Below are 20363 nucleotides of genomic sequence, written 5' to 3' on the forward strand. Positions count from 1 at the left end.
GTGCGTTTTAACCAGATTTTACCCGAATCGCACGATATCTCGAAAGTCTTCGTGCGTTTTTACCAGATTTTACCCGAATCGCACGATATCTTTGGAGTCTTCGTGCGTTTTTACCAGATTTAAGCTGAATCGCACGATATCTCTGGAGTCTTCGTACGTTTTAACCGGATTTCAACCGAATCGCACGATATCCCGAAAGTCTTCGTGCGTTTTGAACCAGACCTTCAACCGAAATACAGCACTACTACTCACCTTCTCAAATACTTTATAAATAATAAAACCCGTTTCCTGAAATCCAGGAAACGGGTTTTATATCTTTTCTATTTATACTTCCGTTAACGCCTTATTGAAATCATTTTTCATTTTATTCCACGCTTCGTTTATGTCATCATCTAAACCGAATAGTCCGCTTCGTCCTAATATATAAATATCTGGGTCTGCTTTTTGTATTTTATTAAATGTTTTTTTATTGGATGAGCCGTCCATTTCGATTAAATACTGATATTGATTCTCTTCTCTTATTTTTCTTAATTCAACGATTTTATCTAATGTTTCGTCAATAAATTTTTCTCCTGCAAATCCTGGATCTACTGTCATGATTGTGATTTTATCTAAATATTGTATATATGGTTTAATTACGTCTATTGGTGTTTCTGGATTTAATACAATTCCAACTTTTTTATGATGATCATGAATTTTATTGATTAAACGATATGCTACACCATTCACTACTTCTGCATGTATACATATATAGTCTGTATCTACTTTTAATAATTCATCTACCCAAAATGATGGTTCTGTCACCATTAAATGTGCAGAAATTGGAACGTTGGAAATTTTCTTAACTTGTTCAATAAACCATGGTGATAATGTTATGTTTGGTACATAATGACCGTCCATAATATCTACATGATATGATTCTACATGATGATTTAAAAATGTAATTTGATCACTAAATTTATCTAAATCCATCGTCATTAATGATGGTGAAAATTTTACTTCTTCCATTATTTATACCTCCATTAGTAAACTTTTATATCTCCTAAATCAATTTCATCTTCTTCTATTTCATCTACCATTTCTTCTGATTCATTGACTGGTTTTTTCAATAGTACTAATACGAGTGCAGTAACTAATACATTGGCGATAATTGCGATAACAAATCCCATTGGTTGTGACATAGTTGGAATAGCTAACATTCCTCCGAATGGTACTTTAGAATCTGCATTCATGACCATTGAAATTGCGCCACCTACTGCTCCGCCTATACCTGTTGCAATGACACATCTGATAATATCGTTTAAGACAATTGGTAATACGCCTTCTACTATTTCAATAATTCCCATTGGAAATGCTGTTTTCAATGTTTCAACTTCTACTTTTTTATAAATATTTTTACGTAATAATTTACCAACCCAATATGCAAGTGCGAAACCTATAGGCGTTGCTGTATTAACTACAATTAACGCTGTTATTGGTTCGTGTATACCTTGAGCTTGTAATGTAAGCACAAACGCGAACACCGTTTTATTAATTGGACCACCATAATCTACACTGGCTAATACGCCAATAATGATGCCGTAGATGAGTTTAGAAGTACCACTTAATGATTGTAAGTATTCGGTTAACAGATGTGTGAACTGAGTTATTGGTGCCCCGATTACATATACCATAATTAATCCACCAATAAGTGAAGCTACAAATGGTATAACGAGCATGGGCATTAATCCTTTTGCCCAATTTGGCATTTTGATATATTTAATAATGAGCACGACAAGATAACCTGCCAAGAAACCACCTATTAAACCACCAATAAATCCTGAACCTACAGCATTTGCTGTTAAACCAATTACTAATCCCGGTGCAATACCTGGTTTGTCAGCGATTGAGTATGCTATACCCGTTGCGATAACGACTGGTAACATCCCTAAACCAGCGCCACCTAATGTTGCTAATACATCCCAAAATGAATAACCCGCCTTAGTTAAATCAGCAGATGAATCTCCACCAAGTGCCATACCAATAGCAATCATAAAGCCCGCGCCACAAACAACAGGAATTAAATATGATATTGCCGTTAGCAAATGACCTTTCAAATTCAACTGTTTTAAAATTGATTTCATGTTAACTTCCCCTTTGTCAGTTTGATAAAATCGATACAACTTCTGATTTCTGTTTAGCATTTAATAATTGTTCAATTACTTCATCATTACTTAATCTTCGAGCAATTAATGACAATAATTTTAAGTGCTCTTTCGAATTGTCGTTATCTTCTCCAACTGCAAGTAAAATAACAACTTTTGCACCTTTGTCATCTAATGCTGGCCATTCTACAGTGTCTTTTAATATCGCGATTGCAATACCTACTTTATTAACACTCTTGCTTTTTCCATGTGGTATGGCTACTAAGTTCCCAATCCCTGTAACACCTTCTGCTTCTCTTTTATATACCGCTTCTAAAAAATCTTTCTGATCAGCTATATAATTTTCTTGTTTAAATAATTCAACTAATGTTTCTAAAGTTTCTTCTCTATTTTGTGTTTCTAATTCAGTTAAGATCGTTTTTTCATCGATTACATCTTTTAAGTTCATAAGGCATCTCCTTTATTGTTGTGATATTTGTTCGATTTTTTCTATAAGTTTATTTGGAGATTTAATAGCTACATCAGTTGGTATTTCAACAACTTTCTTACCTTCAAATCTTTCTTTAGCACTTACTTTGACATCTACTGCTAACAACACAATGTCAGCTTGGTTAATATCTTCTGTCGTTAATTCATTTTCAATACCGATAGTACCTTGCGTTTCAATTTTGATGCTATGCCCTTTCTTTTCTGCTGCTTTTTCTAATTTTTCTGCTGCAATATATGTGTGTGCTATACCTACTGTACAAGCACAAATACTTACGATGTTCATAATAAATTCCTCCTATTTAATTAATGATTCAATATAATCTTCATCTGCTAAATTTCTCATAAACGATTGTATTTCTAATAAATTTTCTTTATCTTCATTAGGTTTGAGATTTAATAATATGATTAACTTCACGGATTGTTTATGCCATTGAATTAAACCGTGTTCATTTTTTATTAAATAAATTTTTGTTTTTAAAATATTTTCACTTTGAATGTGTGGCAAAATCACTTCTGGAAAGATTTCTATATCCCCACATTTTTCTCTATTCAACACTTCTTGAAAATAGTCATTGTGAGACTTTATAATGTTGTCTTTCTCTAACTGATATCCCACTTCTTCAATAATGTCTTTATACAATATGTTTTTAGTTTGAATGTCACAAAATAGATTATTATTCATTGTCATCACCTAACATTTCTATCATCTTCCGCAATTTAATTTGATCATTCTTATTAAACATTGCGCTTATTACGACTATTGGAATAGTTTTAACTTCAGGAATATGAACAGTTGAAATAATTAAATCTATTTTTTGTAAATCCTCTTCCGTTAAATCAAATGAAGATTTAACATCTATAATGTCTATTTCTGGAACGTTTCTATCTATTTTTGTTTTCAATAATTCTGATGTACCTATTCCAGTTGTACATGTAATTAATGTTTTTATTTTTTTCGGATTTCTCTCAAGCTCTTTAGCAAAATACAATGTTAAAAAGCCAATTTCATCTTGATTTATCTTTTTAATAGCATATGTCTCTGATATTTGATTAGTTATATTGCTTATAACATTGAAGACAATTGGATATTCAATTTTTATTTGTTCTATTAAAGTGTTTTTAACTAACAATCGATGTTCGATTCGATTGAGCATTGGTTTCACATGTTTAAGGAGTTGTTGCTCTAAATCAGCATTTTTGAAAGAATGGTTCAATTCACCACTCGCACCTTCGATTAATGCATTTGTTATTTCAATTACATCATTTGAATATTTCATATCTTCTTGATAATTTTGTGTTTCAAATCTAGATGAAATAAGATATTCAAACAAATAAATCCTTTCATTATCAGGTAATCGTGTATGCAAATATTTCTCAATATTGCCGATTACCATATCACTTGTACGATAAAAAGATTGATATTCATTTTTCAACTTTAATAGCTCTTGATTTTCCCTACTTTTATCTTCGTTTATGACGCCTCTTTTTCTAAAACGCATAATCAAAATATATAAATGAGAAAATATATTCACATTATATGGATAAGGAATGATAATATTTTTATAATTTTCAATCGTGTTAATCTGTTCTTGAACAAAGTGAGAATCTCTATCTTCAGTTTCATCCATACCATTATATGCAGAAAGATTGGATAGCTTTCCTTCACCAATCAATTCTAATAAAGCATGACGTATGTCACTTTCTCCACCTTTTATAGATAAGTGACGATTTTTTCTTTCCAATACTAAATTAAATTGTTTCAACATCTCTTCAATCTTTTTCTCATCTGAATTTAGAACACTTTCAGAAATATAATAACGCTCAACGATATTAAAAAGTGATATCGATTTTGGGGAGATTAATAGTAAATCTTTAGTTATCATATTTCGTCTTTCAATAGGAGAAAGTAAGTCATTTTGATGAAACTGACCAATCTCATGTTGTTCAATATATTCTCTGTCATCAATCCGATAGCCCTTACCCTTTTCAGAAATAATAAGAGGTTCTTTATAATAATCATTAATACGTTTAACAAGTCGATAAATCGTTTTTGTGGAAACATTAAGTTCTTTAGCCAAACTATTCGAATCAACAAACGAATGCGCATTTAGTAAAAAGTTAATTAACTTCTCTTGATTATCTCCCTTCATATCGTTTACAACCTCCCTGTAAGTTCATAATAAAACAAAATAATGTAAGCGTTTTATCTTTGTGTGTCCATTACAATAGACATTAAAATAAAGTAATAGCTATAGTCCACGACCATAGCTATTAAAAGTACATGCAAAATTTTATTTTTAAGTAATATATATTATAAACCACAATGTTACTAATGTAATAATTTATCCTCAATTACACTCCTTGGACTAATAAAGTAACACTTCGTAATAGGTTTGAGTATTGTTTGCTCTGAATCGCACGATATCTCCGAAGTCTTCGTGCGTTTTTACCGGATTTCAACCGAATCGCACGATATCTCCGAATTCTTCGTGCGTTTTGTCCTGATTTCAACCGAATCGCACGATATCTTTGGAGTCTTCGTGCGTTTTGAATGGATTTTACCCGAATCGCACGATATCTCCGAAGTCTTCGTGCGTTTTAACCGGATTTGAGCTGAATCGCACGATATCTCGAAAGTCTTCGTGCGTTTTGATCGGATTTGAGCCGAATCGCACGATATCTCTGGAGTCTTCGTGCGCTTGAACCGGACTTCAACCTAAATATAGCACTACTACTGGCCGTATCAAATACTTGATAAATAAAACCCGCTTCCTGAAATCCAGGAAACGGGTTTTATTATTTATGCTTTTGATTCTATCGGTTCATTCATACGTTCGTCTAAATATAGTTCTATTTCTTCTAAAGTCTTTCCTTTTGTTTCATAAAGTATATATTTCGAGAATAGGAAGCCTACTACACATATACCTGCAAACATAAAGAATATATTACTTAAACCAATACTTTGCATTAAAATCGGGAAGAATAGCGCTACTACAATATTACCTAACCAGTTAACCATTGATGCTATTCCTGTTGCCATCCCTCTTGCTTCACTCGGAAATAATTCTCCAACCACAATCCACGTAACTGCAGCCCATGAATATGCATAAAATATGACATATATACAAATAAATATAAACACGAGTGATATAGCCCACGTTTGTCCAGAATTTGTATATGGATAAATAATTCCTACTAGTAATAAGCATAATCCCATTCCAATTGAACCGGACATAAATAATGTTTTTCTATTAAATTTATCTACTACAAATAGTGTCGCTATTGTTGCTAATACAAAAACAATTCCTACACCTACTGTTGATATAACGCCACTAGCTGTTGATCCAAATACATCTCCTAGTATTTGTGAAGAGTAATAAAATATCGTATTTGCCCCTTGAATTTGTTGTAAAAACGTGACACAACAACCTACAAATACTGAAAACGTAACTGCTTTTGTTAATTTAAAAGTCTTTTGTTCTTTACTGATTTCATCATTAATTTGTAAAATTTCTCTGTATTCTCTTTCAGCTTCACGCTCTGGTCTAATTCTTTTTAAATTAGATAATGCTAAATCTTTAAAGCCTTTTTTAATTAAAAATCTAGGTGACTCAGGTAAAATAAATGCGCCTACAAATAAAATAATCGCAGGTATAACAGCACCACCTAGCATCCATCTCCATCCTTCAAAAACATCTATAAATGCATAGTTTACACCGTAAGATATAAGCATACCTACAGTTATCATTAATTGATTTAATCCTGATATTTTTCCCCTAATCGCTGGTGGTGATATTTCTCCCATATACATAGGTACTAAAGCTGATGCAGAACCAACAGAAATACCTAGTACAAATCGTGAAACGATTAATATTCCAGGACTTCCAGAAAAGGCACAAGCTAAAGAACCAATTGCAAAGATAATAGCTGTTATTAAAATCATCATTTTTCTACCAAATCTATCCGCTAAAGATGCCATCGAAACTGCACCGATCATTGCTCCAAGGAATAAAATTGAAGTTATTGTTCCTTCTAACATTGGGCTGACTTCCCATGTTTCTTTTATTCCAGGCAAAGCACCATTTATAATTCCTATATCATAGCCAAATAAAAATCCACCAAATGCACCAAACGCGTATATCAAATTTGTTTTTGGTTTTTGATTTCCCATTATGATTCCCCTTTGTTATTGAGATTGAAAATTATCACATTTGCTTAGTTAATCAACACATATTCTAAATTAAATAAAGTGGCTAAAGTGATGACTTGGTCTTTTGTTAAACTTAAAGATATGACAGTATGATGTCCCCCACCTTGTTTGATCCATTCTTTAATGCCATTTTTAAAGTCTGGTTTTACTTTCCAAATGACACGTGCAACTGGTAAATTTGGTGCTTCTTCTTCAGGAACAAATGATTCAACCTCATTTATTAACAATCTAAAGTTTGTACCCATATCTGAAATAGAAACAACTACCCCTTCACCTGCTTTACCATCGAACACTAATCTAGCAGGATCCTTCTTACCTCCAATACCTAGAGGATTAACAACTACTTTAGGCTTTGTTTCTGCTAAAGTTGGATCAACTTCTAACATATGAGAACCTAAAATCGCTTCTTGTCCAGTTCTCATTTCGTAAGTGTAATCTTCCATAAATCCAGTTTGTTTATTATGTGACATCACTTTTAGCAACCTATCAAGTGCTGCTGTTTTCCAATCACCTTCACCTGCAAACCCATATCCTTGCTCATTTAATCTTTGAACTGCTAACCCAGGTAATTGCTCCATTCCATATAAATCTTCGAAATTAGTAGTAAAAGCAGTATAGCCACCCTCATCTAAAAATTGTTTAATACCAATTTCATATTTAATTTGTTCTTTAACTGATGACTCCCATTCATCCACTTCATATTTACCATAATCAAAATCATATAATTCTTTATATTGTTCAAATAAATTATCTATTTCATTATTAGAAACCTTATTAATAACAGTTGTTAAATCGCCAATTCCAAAGTAATCAACTGTCCATCCTAATTGAATTTGCGCTTCTATTTTGTCACCTTCAGTTACAGCAACATTTCTCATATTATCTCCGAATCTCGCAACTTTTATTTTGAAGCTTTCGTTATATGCATATGCTACATTCATCCATCGTCCAATTTGTTCTTGTATTTCTTTTTCTTGCCAGTGACCTACAATTACTTCATTATTTTTATTTAGTCTCTCATTTATGTAACCATACTCCCTGTCACCGTGAGCCGATTGATGTAAATTCATATAATCCATATCGATAGTTTCCCAAGGAATGTGATTGTTAAATTGAGTAACAAAATGTAATAAAGGTTTTTGCAAAATTTTTGTACCTCTAATCCACATTTTTGCTGGAGAGAATGTATGCATCCATGTGATCACGCCTTGTACTTCATCTTTGTAATTAGCTTCTTTCATAACTGAAGTTATAATATCTTGTGATATAGCTAACTCATCTTTTAATTGAATTTTAAATGGAAAGTTCCCTTCTTTATTTAATGTATCTACAATAGTTTGTGCATTTGATTGTACTTTTTTTAGTGCTTCTTCTCCGTATAATTCTTGAGAACCAACTAAAAACCAAAAAACTTTTTCTTTACTCATTTTAATTTCCTCCTTGAGATGCTTGTCCGTAATATGAATTTTCCCCATGTTTTCTTTCATAATGTTTATTTAAAATTCTATTTGGTAAATACTCACTTGATTCATTTAATTGTTTAGTAAATAAATTCATCTTACATACTTCTTCAAGAACAACTGCGTTCATTACAGCATGCTTCGGACTATCAGCCCATACAAATGGTGCATGTCCATGCAACAATACGCCAGGTATTTCAAGTGGATTAATATCCTTTTCTTTAAAAGTTTCAACAATTACATTTCCAGTTTCATGTTCATAATTTCTGTTGATTTCTTCCTCAGTTAAGTGTCTAGCACAAGGAACTGGTCCAAAGAAAGTATCAGCATGTGTTGTGCCATAAACTGGTACATCTAATCCTGCTTGTGCCCAAATTGTTGCCCATGTTGAATGTGTGTGTACAATACTTTTTATATCTTTAAATGATTTATATAAAACAGCATGTGTTGGCATATCAGATGATGGATTAAGTGAACCTTCAATTATTTCACCTTCTAAATTGCAAACTACCATGTCGTCTGCAGTCATAACATCATAATCTACACCACTTGGTTTGATAACAAATAAATTACTTTCTCTATCAATTGCACTCACATTTCCCCACGTATATTTAATAAGTTCTCTTCTTGGCAATTCTAAATTCGCCTCAAATACTTCTTTTTTTAATTTTTCTAACATGTTTTCACTCCTAAATGACATATTGATTAGCGTTTCTTTCGATGTCTAATCCTTTTTTATATTTTTGGATGAACTCTTCATATTCTTGTACATCTTTTTCAGTTGGATAGATGATATTACCGTCTTCCTTATCAAAAATATACTGCTTTAAATATTGATTTAACGGTAACGACTGCTCATTGTTGACCATGTAGCTTGCAAGTACTGCCATTCCCCATGCTCCACCTTCATTAGCAGTCTTCAAAACTTCAACTGAACTATTTAAAGATGCTCCTAATATTCTTTGTGCGATATTTTTTGTTTTAAATATTCCGCCATGTACAACAAATGAATCAATCGCTACTTGTTCTTCTTCTTTAAGAATATCCACACCCATTTTCAATGTACTAAACGCTGACATAATATGCGTTTTCATAAAATTAGCTAAATTAAATTGACTATTTGGGTGTCTTAAAAACATTGGAACACCTTCATTGATTTTAGTTATATTTTCTCCAGATACGTATCCATATGATAATAGATTTCCATTTTCTTCATCTGCCTGTTGCGAATGGTTGAATAGTCGTTCAAACAATTCATTTCTATCAACTTCTACGTTCATTAATTCGAAAGCTTCTTCAAATAAATTCACCCAAGCATTTATGTCTGAAGTGCAATTATTTGTATGTACCATAGCAACTAAATCTCCTACTGGTGTTGTTACAATATCTATTTCTGGATAAACTCCATTTAATGATTTATCTAACACGATCATTGCAAATGCACTTGTTCCTGCTGAAATGTTACCTGTTTTCTTTTCTACACTATTAGTCGCTACCATTCCCGTTCCTGCATCTCCTTCAGGTGGACAAAGTGGCACTCCTGCTTCTAACTGACGAGAAGGGTCTAATAAACTTGCACCTTGTTCAGTTAAACGACCTGCTGATTCTCCAGCTTCTAATACTTCAGGAAGTACAGATTCGATTGACCAATCAAATTGTTCATTTTTAATTAAATTATCAAATTGATTTAATTTTTCTTGGTCGTAATTTTTGGAGTTTGGATCTATCGGAAACATGCCTGATGCATCGCCAATACCTAACACTTTTTGCTCTGTAAGATACCAATGAATATATCCTGATAAAGTTGTTATAAATTTAACTTCTTTAACGTGTTGTTCTTTATTTAAAATTGATTGATACAAATGCGCAATACTCCAACGTTCAGGAATATTGAAATCAAAACACGCTCTCAAATGATTTGCCGCTTCTTCTGTATATGAATTTCTCCATGTTCTAAATGGAACAAGTAAATCGTCATTTTTATCAAAAGCTAAATATCCATGCATCATACCGCTAATTCCTATAGACTTTACTTTCTTTATAGAGATATTAAATTTTGATTGAATATCATCTGTCATAGATTTATAACTTTTTTGTAAACCTATCCATACATCATTAATTGAGTATGTCCAATAACCATTTTCAAATTTATTTTCCCATTCATAATATCCAGAGCCTATCGTTTCAAAGTCCCTGTCTATCACAACTGTCTTAATTCTTGTTGAACCTAATTCAATACCTATAGATATTTCTCCATTCAATATTTCTGAACGAATTCCATCTTTAACCAAAATACCGCCTCCAAATGCAATCGCTTTCAAAAGAAATATAACACCACTTGACCGTACATGTCAAATTTATTATTAATTTGTCCATATATGTATTTTGATCAAAAAAAAAGAAGAAGTGCTTAAAATTAAACATTTCTCAGATGATATCGCACCAGAAGATATTAAATATTTAAATACTATTGAGTCAATTGAAGAGTCAATAATGGTAAGTCTACTTATGAAATAGCTGTTAAAAAAGGTCTCTATTGAAAATTCACCATTTGTTTATCAAGTAAATTATTTTATTAAATTTAAAAAGATATGCCCTTAGACATATCTTTTTAAATGTTGATATACAAACACCAATATTAAACAAGTGATCATAAACACAGTGAATGAAATTAAGTAAAAGCCTGTATTTGAATCAAACAGAGCACCCGCAATTAATATACCTAGTGGCATAGTAATTTGAGATAACGTTTGCTGAGTAGCAAAATATTTAGCTTTTATTTCTTCTGGGACTTGTTTTTGAACATATATATTTATAGGAATATTACTGAGCATTACTCCAATACCTATTAAAAACATTCCACACATATAAACAACAAGAATAATAAGGTCTTTAAACATAAATACAAATGGTAAACATATAATCAAAGTGCCTATGGAGATTATCAAATACGCTAATTGCACATTTAAGATTATTCCACCCTTTTTCTTAAAATAAGGATAGATAATTGCAAACAAAAAACCAGCTGTAGGAAAAGTCGCTTCTAAAAATCCAAGTTCTTTAGAACCCATATCGAAATATGTTACAAAACTTGCAGGTATACCTAAAGTTATAAAAGCAAATAGAAAATTAATTATTATTCCAGAATCCACAACAAGTAATATATCTTTTTTTCTCTTAACAAAATTCCATACAGTTTTATAACTTTGTATGAAACTTTCACCTTTTGACTTTTCTAAAGCTTCAATTTCCTTATTTTTATACGTCAATAATAGTGCTAAAACCAATGTAATAGTTTCTGTAACTAGCATAATAATTATGAAATTTTGAACTGGCATAATTACATATATCAATCCACCAAGTATTGGCGATCCAATTTGAACACCATTTTGAATCGCACTTCTATGTGAAACCGTTTTATCAATATATTTTTCACCAACTAATTCCAGTAATCCGCTATTGAACGATAAACTCACCACTATGTCAGTAATATTCAAAATAATAACTAATATATAAATATATACTAAATTATTTAATGATTGGTCAATAATCGAATAGGCTATTATAGTTATAATTGTCAACAATTGAAAAGAAGTGATGAGTAATTTTCTAGGTAACTTATCAATGAAAAAACCAGCTATAGGACTTCCCACAATAAATAATACTGAATATATTACAACTAAGTATGAAAAATATTTTGGACTTCCAGTTATATTTAAGATATGGAACGATAAAGCGAATGTAAGTAATTTACTACCTATAACACTAAAAAAGGTTAAAAGAACAAGATATAGATAATTTTTTTTCATTGTATAACCTCATTTATTAAATATTTAATTCATTTTTGTAATAATGATCTAGTAGTAATTCGGAGACTTTCTTTTAAAATACCATCGAGTAACTGATTATACTCATTAGGTTCAATATACTTTTTGTATCTTAATAATACACTTCCTAAATATTATAAAATATTTTGGTAATATTCGGTATTTTTTTAGCGATGACTCCTGCGGGAAAAGCATGATTCGAAGACTACAGGCTGAGAACATGCCCGCGGAAAGCATGCGCATAAAAAAATGCCGGCAAAGTCTAAGTCTTTGTCGACACTCTGAGAAATGCTTAAAATTAAGCATTTCTTCTTTTTACACTATTTCTTATAATAATTTCTGTATCCATAATTTTTGTTTCACCAATTTGTCCGGTGTTAATGGTCTTTAGCATCCACTTTGCAGCCTCAACGCCTAGCTCTTCTTGAGGGTGAGAGGTTGTTGTCAATGATATATCTTCTAGTTGGCTTAAAATTGAATTATCTTCACCAACTACTGAAATATCATCAGGGACATGCTTACCTTTTGCTTTTAATTTTTTAATCAATGAATAAGCAATTTCATCGTTGTAACACACAAATGCAGTGGCATTTATTTCTTTATTCAATATTTGCTTAACAACTAAATCTAACACTTTCTCCATCGTTTCAGTAGTATAAGTAAATATATTTTCACCTTTAAAAATAGCATCCAATGTATCAAAAGCTTTTATATATCCTTTCATACGAAACTTGCCTTGCATATCATCTATCTTAGTTATTAAAGCAATATCTTCATGCCCTTCATTCAATAAATAAGAAGTAGCAAGATAACCTGATTTTGTATCATCTATACTGATATATGGAATATCCATTTCTTCATAACCAGCATTAATCATCAATACAGGAATATCCTTACTTTTAATTAATGAATAATAAGATAAATTAGGATTAAACACGTTACTCTTAGTAGGTTCAACAATTAAACCTTGAATACCTTGGTCAATCATCATTTCTAGGCATCGACGTTCACCTTCATGTGTATTATTCGTACTGGCTAAAATTAAAGAATATCCATTAGTTCCTAGTATTTTTTCAATCCCTCTTATAATACTTGGGAATATGTAATCAGATAAGTATGTAACGATAACGCCAATTTTTTTGCTATCACCACTATTCATGTGATTATTTAAATAACCATCACTTACTATGGAACCTAAGCCTTTTTTCTTTATAATATAACCATCATTTACCAATAAATCTATCGCTTGTCTTACCGTATGTCGGCTAACATGATAAAATTCTTGTAATTTTTTTTCAGAAGGTATCGTTTCACCTCGCTTATATTCTTGATTAATAATATTATCTTTCAATTGGTATGCAATTGATTTATATTTCGGCTCTCCCATAAAATTTCTCCATTCGCTCTTATAATTTCTTATAAAAATTATAACATATACAATATTTGTATTTGAAAATGAAAATATAGATGACAAGATTTACTGTTATTAAATACCCTACCTAAACTGATATTCTTTTATTTCATCCATTATTGCATTATATTTATTTGTTTTGTATCTTGCTTTGTTAGATACGATAAAGAAGTTTCGATATAAGTTTAGATCATTTGTTGTGATAAATTTTTTATCAAATGATTTTATAGAGAAGTTAGACAATATTGTATATCCCATGTTTTGTTTGACGAGCTCTAATATTAATTGGTTATCGTTGATTACAACTTTTCTTGAAGTTAAGTTTAATTGTTGTAAGAGCATATCTTGATAATATCTAATGCCGGACCCTGTTTCTCTTACATAACATCTCATATCGTTTAAATTTTCATTGATTTGTTTATTCTTAACTATCAATAATTTATCTCTTGTTAATACTTCGCTATTTATTTTGTCATCTATTACGGGTTTCTCAATTATGCCTATATCTAGTGAATAATCTTTTAAACGACTTAATATATCTGCTGAGTTATACACGTATATGTGTATATTTAATTTAGGATATTTAGTTTGTAAATAAATGGTTAAATCCAATAACATTGACTGTCCAAACGTATGACTTGTTCCTATTACAAACTTACCTTTCACTTCTTCTTTATGTTGATTAATTTTTGTATACAATTGTTCGTCTAATATGGCTAATTGACAGGCATAGTTATACAGTTCTCTACCTTCTTCTGTTAATACAATTTGCTTTCTAGTGCTTTCGAATATTTTGATTTGATATTTGTCTTCAAGTGTCTTGATATCTCTACTTATGGAAGGTTGTGATTTAAAAAGTTTTTCTGCAGCTTTCGTAAACCCTTCTTCTTCAACGATAACTTTTAATATATTTAATTTATCTTCCAACTCATCCACTCCATATCATTTTTGTTATATTATATATTTAAAAATAGCATTTCACAAATAACTCTCTTCCTATTAAACTATAGTTAAGGGAATTAGGGGGCGTTATTATGAGTAAGAAATTCATATTGGGTGTCGGGTTTACATTCATTATCGCAATTGTAAGTATATTATTATCTAACTTGCCTATTTTAAATAAGGTTGGTGCTTTGGCTATTGCGATTATAACTGCGATTTTGTATAGACATTTTAAAGGGTACCCAACACAAATAGAATCGGGTGTTGTATTTTCTTCTAAAAAGCTACTTAGATTAGCCATCATACTTTATGGCTTGAAGCTTAACTTATCTACGATTGTTAATGAAGGTGGCACGCTGTTATTACTTGATGTTGGTGTTGTAGCCTTTGTTATTTTCTTTATTATTTTGCTCAATAAAATCATTAAAGGAGACAAAGATTTAGTCTTATTATTAGGAGTTGGTACAGGAGTTTGTGGTGCGGCAGCTATTGCAGCGATTTCACCAATATTAAAATCTAAAGAAAGTGATGTTGGTATAAGTGTAGGTTTAGTTGCAATTATGGGAACTATTTTCTCATTAACGTATACATTGCTATATGCATTATTCCCTATGGATCCAGAGGCTTATGGGATTTGGTCGGGATCTAGTTTACATGAAATTGCACATGTTATTTTAGCTGCTGATGCAGGTGGTACAGAGGCTCTTAGTATCGGTCTATTGACTAAATTAGGAAGAGTATTCTTACTTATTCCTTTAAGTATCATTTTCTTAGTTATCGTAAATAGAAAAAGATCTAATAAAGTTTCTCAAAAAATTGATTTTCCATACTTCTTAATTGGATTTTTAGTAATGAGTGCCATTAACACATTTGTTCCAATTCCAGAAAGTGTTTTAAATGTAATTAGCACATTTACTACATTAATTTTAATTATGGCAATGGTAGGAATTGGATTAAATGTTTCATTCAATGATATAAAAGCAAAAGCTTTCAAACCAATGATTGCCATGCTAATAACATCTATCGTACTTTCAGTAATAACATTTTTCATAACAAGTATTTTATAACAATAATAATAGGGTATAACATAGACAATATTCAATTTTGAGAAAGATTGTGATTAAACTATGTTATGCCTTAAATTATTTTTCGTGCTTTTTATATCATTATTCAACTATTTTTTCGTAGATCATGATGAAACAGCAACATATAAAGATACATTCACAGAAGCAACACATGCAGATTACAATCATGCATTTAAACTAGGTTCACAAATACCAAATGATTTATTAACAATTAAACCTTACGATACAGATAGCAATAATCATTTCAAAGGTATCGGTAAAGTATCATCAGATAAGACTGGTAAATCAGGGAATGGGGCAACTGGTTTTGTCATTGATGATCATACAATTATTACCGCAGCTCACGTAGCTAGTGATGACGATGGTAATAAAGAAACAAAGCAATTTTATTTCTATCCATCTAAATCAGATCAACAAATTCCTATGAAATTTAAAATTAAAAAGTTTTATACATCGTCTGAAAGAGACGTCGCTATACTCATTACAGAACAACGTTTATCTAAAAAGGTAAAACCATTAACATTAGCATCCGAACAAGAAATTAAAAAAATGCAAACTAAAGAACCACTGTACATGTTAGGATATCCGAGCGAACATCCGTACAATGGTCAATTTATGTATCAATCAAAAGGTTACTTCCTTAAACCAACTCAAAATTATATTGAGTATATCGGACATTTGCATAGAACAATCGGCTTCTCAGGATCACCCGTGTTTAATAAACACAATCACGTTGTCGGCATACATGCACATGGCATACGACCAGAATTGCACATAAAAAATCAATCAACAAGAGACATTTATACAGGCGGTCCACTCCTTACAGGAAAAACAAGAGCTTTCATTGAGGAGCATCGTGAATGATGTTATTAGTAAATGAAATGAAAATTCCTATTCAGATCAAAAACCTCACTCTATTGATTTTTCAACAGAGTGAGGTTTTCAATTTAATATAGTTTAAATTTTTAATACTAAATAATTATTACTCAACAATTTTAAATTTCTATAACTGTCTTGTTAGTTTTAAACACACCTTTTTCAAAGAAATCTGGTGTTTTTTTAAATTCAAGTTCATTTGTAAAATAACTTTCCTGTATTTTTCCATCTCTTATTTGATTTATGACATAATCAAAATCTTCTAATGTTGCATTTCTACTTGCCATTAAAGTAATTTCTTTTGCATGGAAATCTGAATCTACAAATTGAATATTATCTTTGACTAATCCTACATATACAATTCTACCTCCATGATTCACATAGTTGAATGCTTGCTCCATTGAATTTCTGTTACCAGTTGCATCAAATACGACCGTTGGTAATTTACCCTCATTCATTTCTTTAATATCTTCTATGATATTTTCATTTGATATTATAGTTTCATCACATTCCGACCATTCCTGACAAAATTCTAATCTTTGTTCACTCAAATCCGCAACTATTACTTTTGCACCTAGTAGTTTTGAAAATCTTGCAACTCCTAACCCTATTGGTCCAGCACCTACTACTAGAACAGTTTCGTCTTGCTGAACATTTGCTCTTCTCACACCATGTGCGCCAATACTCAACGGCTCAATCATAGCTCCCATTTTTAGTGGTAAGTCATTGATTTTTATAACATTTTGGTATGGTACAACTAAATATTCTGTCATTCCTCCATCTCTATGTACTCCTATTACTTCAATGTTTTCACAACAATTAGGTTTATCATTTACACATGGTAAACAGTCGCCACATGATACATATGGAATAATTGTAACTTTATCTCCATGTTGAAAACCTTCCACTAATTCACCCGTTTTTTCTATTTTTCCAGATAATTCATGTCCTAAAATTCTAGGGTATTCGAAAAATGGTTGTTTACCCCCATATGCATGAATATCAGTGCCACATATTCCAATATATTTTATTTTAATAAGAACATGATCCTTTGGAATTTCATTATTTAATTTTTCATCTTTAATTATCATTTTTCCTGGTTTTTCACAAATTATTGACTTCATTTTATTCACTTTCTTTCTCTATTATTTAGAAATGATATTTAATAAATCTAGATGATGACAGATATGCTCATTTAATAATTGATAATATTCATCTTCGTATTCTCCTAAAACTTCATATATATCTTTTTTAAATAAATATTCATTTTTTTCATTTTTGGCAGTTAATAACAATCCATAAGAGACATGCAAAACTTGTCGAGCGTTATCATCTTCAAGATACTTTTTATATTCAGATTTTTCCAAATTTTTAATAGGTATAATATGATTGATATCGGGTGTTATATGATAATATTTTTGGGTTTCGGTAAAGTATTCAAAAGCATATTCATGTAGTTCTTTATATAAATCTGGTTTATATATTGATATTAATCTTATGGCTTCTAACCAATTAGTTCCTGCAGTTTTAAGATGAAAAAGCCCTTTAGTTTTTTCACTTATTAAAGGAAACACTGAAAATTTATCACTACCAGAATGAATGCTTAGTTTATATTGAAAATGTTCTGCAATTAATGCGTGAATTTTTAAATCTTCTTCAAATTGATTTATGTCACCTATATAATCAATACCTTTTTGAAATTCACCACAAAATCTTGGTGCTAAACTCGTCACCTTTATACCTTGGTCATATAATTCTTCTGCTACGAAGAAATGATCAAATGGAGATGTAATTGTCTTCGTTTCATCGATAGAAATTTCGAAATCAATATCTCTATCCAATGTTTTAATATACGTTTTATAAATATATACCATATAATCTATTGCTTTAGAATAAACTGCGACAACTTTCATAAGGTCTGATTTACTAAAATCAAGAGATACTTCCTTAACTTTGAATGTTTTACCCAGATATTTATTTTCATAGTATTCTCTAGTCTCTTCATTTAACTGATTGTATGAACTTTCAATATCAGATTCATCGTCTAAATTTATATCATTGCTTATATAATCTGAACAATCTAAAGTAAGCATAGAAATTCCTAACTTTAATTCATGTTCAATATCTTTCTCTTTTTTCAAATGATCCCCATCTGCTCCATAACCGCCATCATATCCTTCTTGGATAGCTCCGTATGCTGCTTTATCTATAACATCTTCCATTGTGCGATATGTTAAATCTAATTCTCTAATGCTTTGTTGAGCAAAAATAGGTTTTGCATCTGTTTTGTTTATTGCCATAACATGTCCTGGAGTTGCTAATCCTAATCTATCTCCTAAGCCTATTGTTGTTTTGTTTCTACCAAAAGCTTGAGGTTTTGTAAACTCAAAGTAATCATTTATGACTAATCTGTTTTCATGACTCAAATTACATAATTTTGCATCGTTTCTAATTAATTCACCATTCAAATCATTAAATAATGTGTCCTTTCCGACAACTAATATATATTTATTTCCTTCATATTTAATCATTATGAAATGTGTTTTTTTATAACTGTGTAAAGAATTCTTGTATATCTTTATTTCATTTGAAGTCGGTATTTCATTATTTTTCAATGGTTCAATTAGTTCTAATAAATTTTCCATTAAATAATCTCCTTTTAATATATGCTTATATTTCTTCAGGCTTTGCTATTGGTTTAACAAAGAATATAACCGCAATTGAAGCTACTACTGCCAAGCCACCTGCCAATAAAAAGGCTGCTGTATAAGTTCCGGTAGTTTGAATAATATAACCTGTTACAGTTGGACCGATAATACCTGCTGTATTGGCTAAAAAATGCATAAAACCACCAACTGAGCCAACATTATTACTATCTACAACATCCTGTATAATTGCCCAATATATTGCCCCTGTTAAATACAAGAATAATACTGATAACGCAACTAATGTTACTGCGCCGACCGTAGTTGTAACGACACCTGATATGCCTATACAAACTGCAGAGATAAATAAACAAATAACAAGAACAACTTTTCTTGAGAATAAAACACCTTTTTGAACTGTATGTTTATATACAAAATCTGAAACGATACCACTTAGAGCTAACCCTAAGAAACCAAGAATCCATGGTATTACTGTAATTAAACTCATATTTTCTACGCTTAAATTTCTAGCATCTACTAAATAACTAGGAAACCAAGTTAAGAAGAAGAACAAAATATAGTTATAAGCAAAAAATGCAAATGCCGTAAAAAGTACAGTAGGATTTTTTAAGTAATATCCTAATTTAAATGTTGTTACTGGTGCTATTTCTGCTTTTTTATCTATTGTTGTTTCTTCGATATGATCAGGTTTTTCTTTTGCAAAGAACCACCAAGAGATTGCCCAAACAATACCAAGAAACATAATAGCAACGAATGACACTCTCCATCCTAAATGTAGCGCAATAAATCCAACTATTGGTCCAGATATCGCGCCACCTAACGGCGTACCACTATTGGCTAAACCAACTGCAGTAGCTCTCTTAGAAGGTGGATACCAGTTGTTCACCATTTTATTAATAGTGGCACTTAATGGTCCTTCTCCCATTCCAAAAAGAATTCTTACTATAATTAAACTTACAAACCCTACTACTAAGACAATCGCACCACTAAATAATGACCAAATTATCATTGCAACGAATAATGTTATTTTTGCTCCAAATTTATCTGAAGCTATACCCCCAATGAAATTAAACACTGCATATCCAATTGAAAAACTACTGAAAATTATCCCCATTTGACTTGGAGTTAAATGTAAATCAGATTGTATAAATGGTGCTGCGACTGATAGTGCTGATCTATCTAGATAATTAATCACACCTGCTAGAAAAAGAAATATTAAAATTATTTTTCCATCTTTGTTTATTTTCCCCATA

At 30.9% G+C, this 20363-nt stretch carries 18 protein-coding genes; 2 read left to right on the forward strand and 16 right to left on the reverse strand.

Annotated features, from left to right (window positions below):
* Positions 1-324: 324 nt before the first annotated feature.
* The 13 genes from alsE to LQ608_RS11950 form a co-directional block, all read right to left on the reverse strand.
* Complete coding sequence (gene alsE, locus LQ608_RS11890; RefSeq protein WP_239752101.1) at positions 325-1008, reverse strand: D-allulose 6-phosphate 3-epimerase; 684 nt, start codon at positions 1006-1008, stop codon at positions 325-327.
* Between the two features lie 14 nt (positions 1009-1022).
* Positions 1023-2123, reverse strand: a complete 1101-nt coding sequence (locus tag LQ608_RS11895) for a PTS fructose transporter subunit IIC (RefSeq protein ID WP_239752102.1) — start codon at positions 2121-2123, stop codon at positions 1023-1025.
* A 16-nt stretch (positions 2124-2139) separates the two neighbouring features.
* Positions 2140-2592, reverse strand: coding sequence for a PTS sugar transporter subunit IIA (locus LQ608_RS11900; protein WP_107509385.1), 453 nt, complete (start codon positions 2590-2592; stop codon positions 2140-2142).
* Positions 2593-2604: 12 nt separating this feature from the next.
* Positions 2605-2916, reverse strand: coding sequence for a PTS fructose transporter subunit IIB (locus tag LQ608_RS11905; RefSeq protein ID WP_107509386.1), 312 nt, complete (start codon positions 2914-2916; stop codon positions 2605-2607).
* 12 nt (positions 2917-2928) lie between these two features.
* Positions 2929-3315, reverse strand: a complete 387-nt coding sequence (locus tag LQ608_RS11910; RefSeq protein WP_239752103.1) for a PTS sugar transporter subunit IIA — start codon at positions 3313-3315, stop codon at positions 2929-2931.
* Entirely contained in the window at positions 3308-4783 is a 1476-nt protein-coding gene (locus tag LQ608_RS11915) for a BglG family transcription antiterminator (RefSeq protein WP_239752105.1), read from the reverse strand. The genes LQ608_RS11910 and LQ608_RS11915 overlap by 8 nt, the downstream gene beginning before the upstream one ends.
* 650 nt (positions 4784-5433) lie before the next feature.
* Positions 5434-6804, reverse strand: coding sequence for a sugar porter family MFS transporter (locus LQ608_RS11920; protein ID WP_239752107.1), 1371 nt, complete (start codon positions 6802-6804; stop codon positions 5434-5436).
* Positions 6805-6848: 44 nt separating this feature from the next.
* Positions 6849-8270 (reverse strand): L-arabinose isomerase, encoded by a 1422-nt coding sequence (araA, locus tag LQ608_RS11925; protein ID WP_275583106.1) that lies wholly within the window; start codon positions 8268-8270, stop codon positions 6849-6851.
* Between the two features lies 1 nt (position 8271).
* A complete protein-coding gene (locus LQ608_RS11930) occupies positions 8272-8982 on the reverse strand; it encodes an L-ribulose-5-phosphate 4-epimerase (protein WP_239752108.1) in 711 nt (236 codons plus the stop codon).
* 10 nt (positions 8983-8992) lie between these two features.
* Positions 8993-10624: a xylulokinase gene (locus LQ608_RS11935; protein WP_481817141.1), complete on the reverse strand. Its 1632-nt coding sequence runs from the start codon at positions 10622-10624 to the stop codon at positions 8993-8995.
* Positions 10625-10900: 276 nt separating this feature from the next.
* Positions 10901-12112 (reverse strand): MFS transporter, encoded by a 1212-nt coding sequence (locus LQ608_RS11940; protein WP_239752111.1) that lies wholly within the window; start codon positions 12110-12112, stop codon positions 10901-10903.
* 316 nt (positions 12113-12428) lie between these two features.
* Complete coding sequence (locus tag LQ608_RS11945) at positions 12429-13517, reverse strand: GntR family transcriptional regulator (RefSeq protein WP_239752113.1); 1089 nt, start codon at positions 13515-13517, stop codon at positions 12429-12431.
* Between the two features lie 108 nt (positions 13518-13625).
* Positions 13626-14468 (reverse strand): LysR family transcriptional regulator, encoded by an 843-nt coding sequence (locus LQ608_RS11950; RefSeq protein ID WP_239752114.1) that lies wholly within the window; start codon positions 14466-14468, stop codon positions 13626-13628.
* 107 nt (positions 14469-14575) lie between these two features.
* Between LQ608_RS11950 and LQ608_RS11955 the strand changes: the two genes are divergently transcribed.
* Positions 14576-15550: a YeiH family protein gene (locus LQ608_RS11955; RefSeq protein WP_239752116.1), complete on the forward strand. Its 975-nt coding sequence runs from the start codon at positions 14576-14578 to the stop codon at positions 15548-15550.
* A gap of 60 nt (positions 15551-15610) precedes the next feature.
* Positions 15611-16432 carry a trypsin-like serine peptidase gene (locus tag LQ608_RS11960; protein ID WP_239752118.1) on the forward strand — a complete coding sequence of 274 codons (822 nt, stop codon included), beginning with the start codon at positions 15611-15613 and terminating at the stop codon, positions 16430-16432.
* A gap of 131 nt (positions 16433-16563) precedes the next feature.
* On the opposite strand, the gene LQ608_RS11965 is transcribed toward LQ608_RS11960, so the two are convergent.
* The 3 genes from LQ608_RS11965 to LQ608_RS11975 are packed head-to-tail and all read right to left on the reverse strand — an operon-like array spanning position 16564 to position 20362.
* On the reverse strand, positions 16564-17568 hold the full coding sequence (locus tag LQ608_RS11965; RefSeq protein WP_239752120.1) for a zinc-binding alcohol dehydrogenase family protein: 1005 nt from the start codon (positions 17566-17568) through the stop codon (positions 16564-16566).
* A gap of 21 nt (positions 17569-17589) precedes the next feature.
* Complete coding sequence (locus LQ608_RS11970; protein ID WP_239752122.1) at positions 17590-19089, reverse strand: tagaturonate epimerase family protein; 1500 nt, start codon at positions 19087-19089, stop codon at positions 17590-17592.
* Between the two features lie 25 nt (positions 19090-19114).
* A complete protein-coding gene (locus LQ608_RS11975) occupies positions 19115-20362 on the reverse strand; it encodes an MFS transporter (RefSeq protein WP_239752123.1) in 1248 nt (415 codons plus the stop codon).
* Between the last annotated feature and the right edge of the window lies 1 nt (position 20363).

This window comes from Mammaliicoccus sp. H-M34 (assembly GCF_022386495.1).
In the GTDB taxonomy this organism is placed as follows: Bacteria; Bacillota; Bacilli; order Staphylococcales; family Staphylococcaceae; genus Mammaliicoccus; species Mammaliicoccus fleurettii.

Coding starts and splice junctions, on each gene's coding strand:
- alsE (WP_239752101.1), bottom strand. CDS start 1,008: ATGGAAGAAGTAAAATTTTCACCATCATTAATGACGATGGATTTAGAT.
- LQ608_RS11895 (WP_239752102.1), bottom strand. CDS start 2,123: ATGAAATCAATTTTAAAACAGTTGAATTTGAAAGGTCATTTGCTAACG.
- LQ608_RS11900 (WP_107509385.1), bottom strand. CDS start 2,592: ATGAACTTAAAAGATGTAATCGATGAAAAAACGATCTTAACTGAATTA.
- LQ608_RS11905 (WP_107509386.1), bottom strand. CDS start 2,916: ATGAACATCGTAAGTATTTGTGCTTGTACAGTAGGTATAGCACACACA.
- LQ608_RS11910 (WP_239752103.1), bottom strand. CDS start 3,315: ATGAATAATAATCTATTTTGTGACATTCAAACTAAAAACATATTGTAT.
- LQ608_RS11915 (WP_239752105.1), bottom strand. CDS start 4,783: ATGAAGGGAGATAATCAAGAGAAGTTAATTAACTTTTTACTAAATGCG.
- LQ608_RS11920 (WP_239752107.1), bottom strand. CDS start 6,804: ATGGGAAATCAAAAACCAAAAACAAATTTGATATACGCGTTTGGTGCA.
- araA (WP_275583106.1), bottom strand. CDS start 8,270: ATGAGTAAAGAAAAAGTTTTTTGGTTTTTAGTTGGTTCTCAAGAATTA.
- LQ608_RS11930 (WP_239752108.1), bottom strand. CDS start 8,982: ATGTTAGAAAAATTAAAAAAAGAAGTATTTGAGGCGAATTTAGAATTG.
- LQ608_RS11940 (WP_239752111.1), bottom strand. CDS start 12,112: ATGAAAAAAAATTATCTATATCTTGTTCTTTTAACCTTTTTTAGTGTT.
- LQ608_RS11945 (WP_239752113.1), bottom strand. CDS start 13,517: ATGGGAGAGCCGAAATATAAATCAATTGCATACCAATTGAAAGATAAT.
- LQ608_RS11955 (WP_239752116.1), top strand. CDS start 14,576: ATGAGTAAGAAATTCATATTGGGTGTCGGGTTTACATTCATTATCGCA.
- LQ608_RS11960 (WP_239752118.1), top strand. CDS start 15,611: ATGTTATGCCTTAAATTATTTTTCGTGCTTTTTATATCATTATTCAAC.
- LQ608_RS11965 (WP_239752120.1), bottom strand. CDS start 17,568: ATGAAGTCAATAATTTGTGAAAAACCAGGAAAAATGATAATTAAAGAT.
- LQ608_RS11970 (WP_239752122.1), bottom strand. CDS start 19,089: ATGGAAAATTTATTAGAACTAATTGAACCATTGAAAAATAATGAAATA.
- LQ608_RS11975 (WP_239752123.1), bottom strand. CDS start 20,362: ATGGGGAAAATAAACAAAGATGGAAAAATAATTTTAATATTTCTTTTT.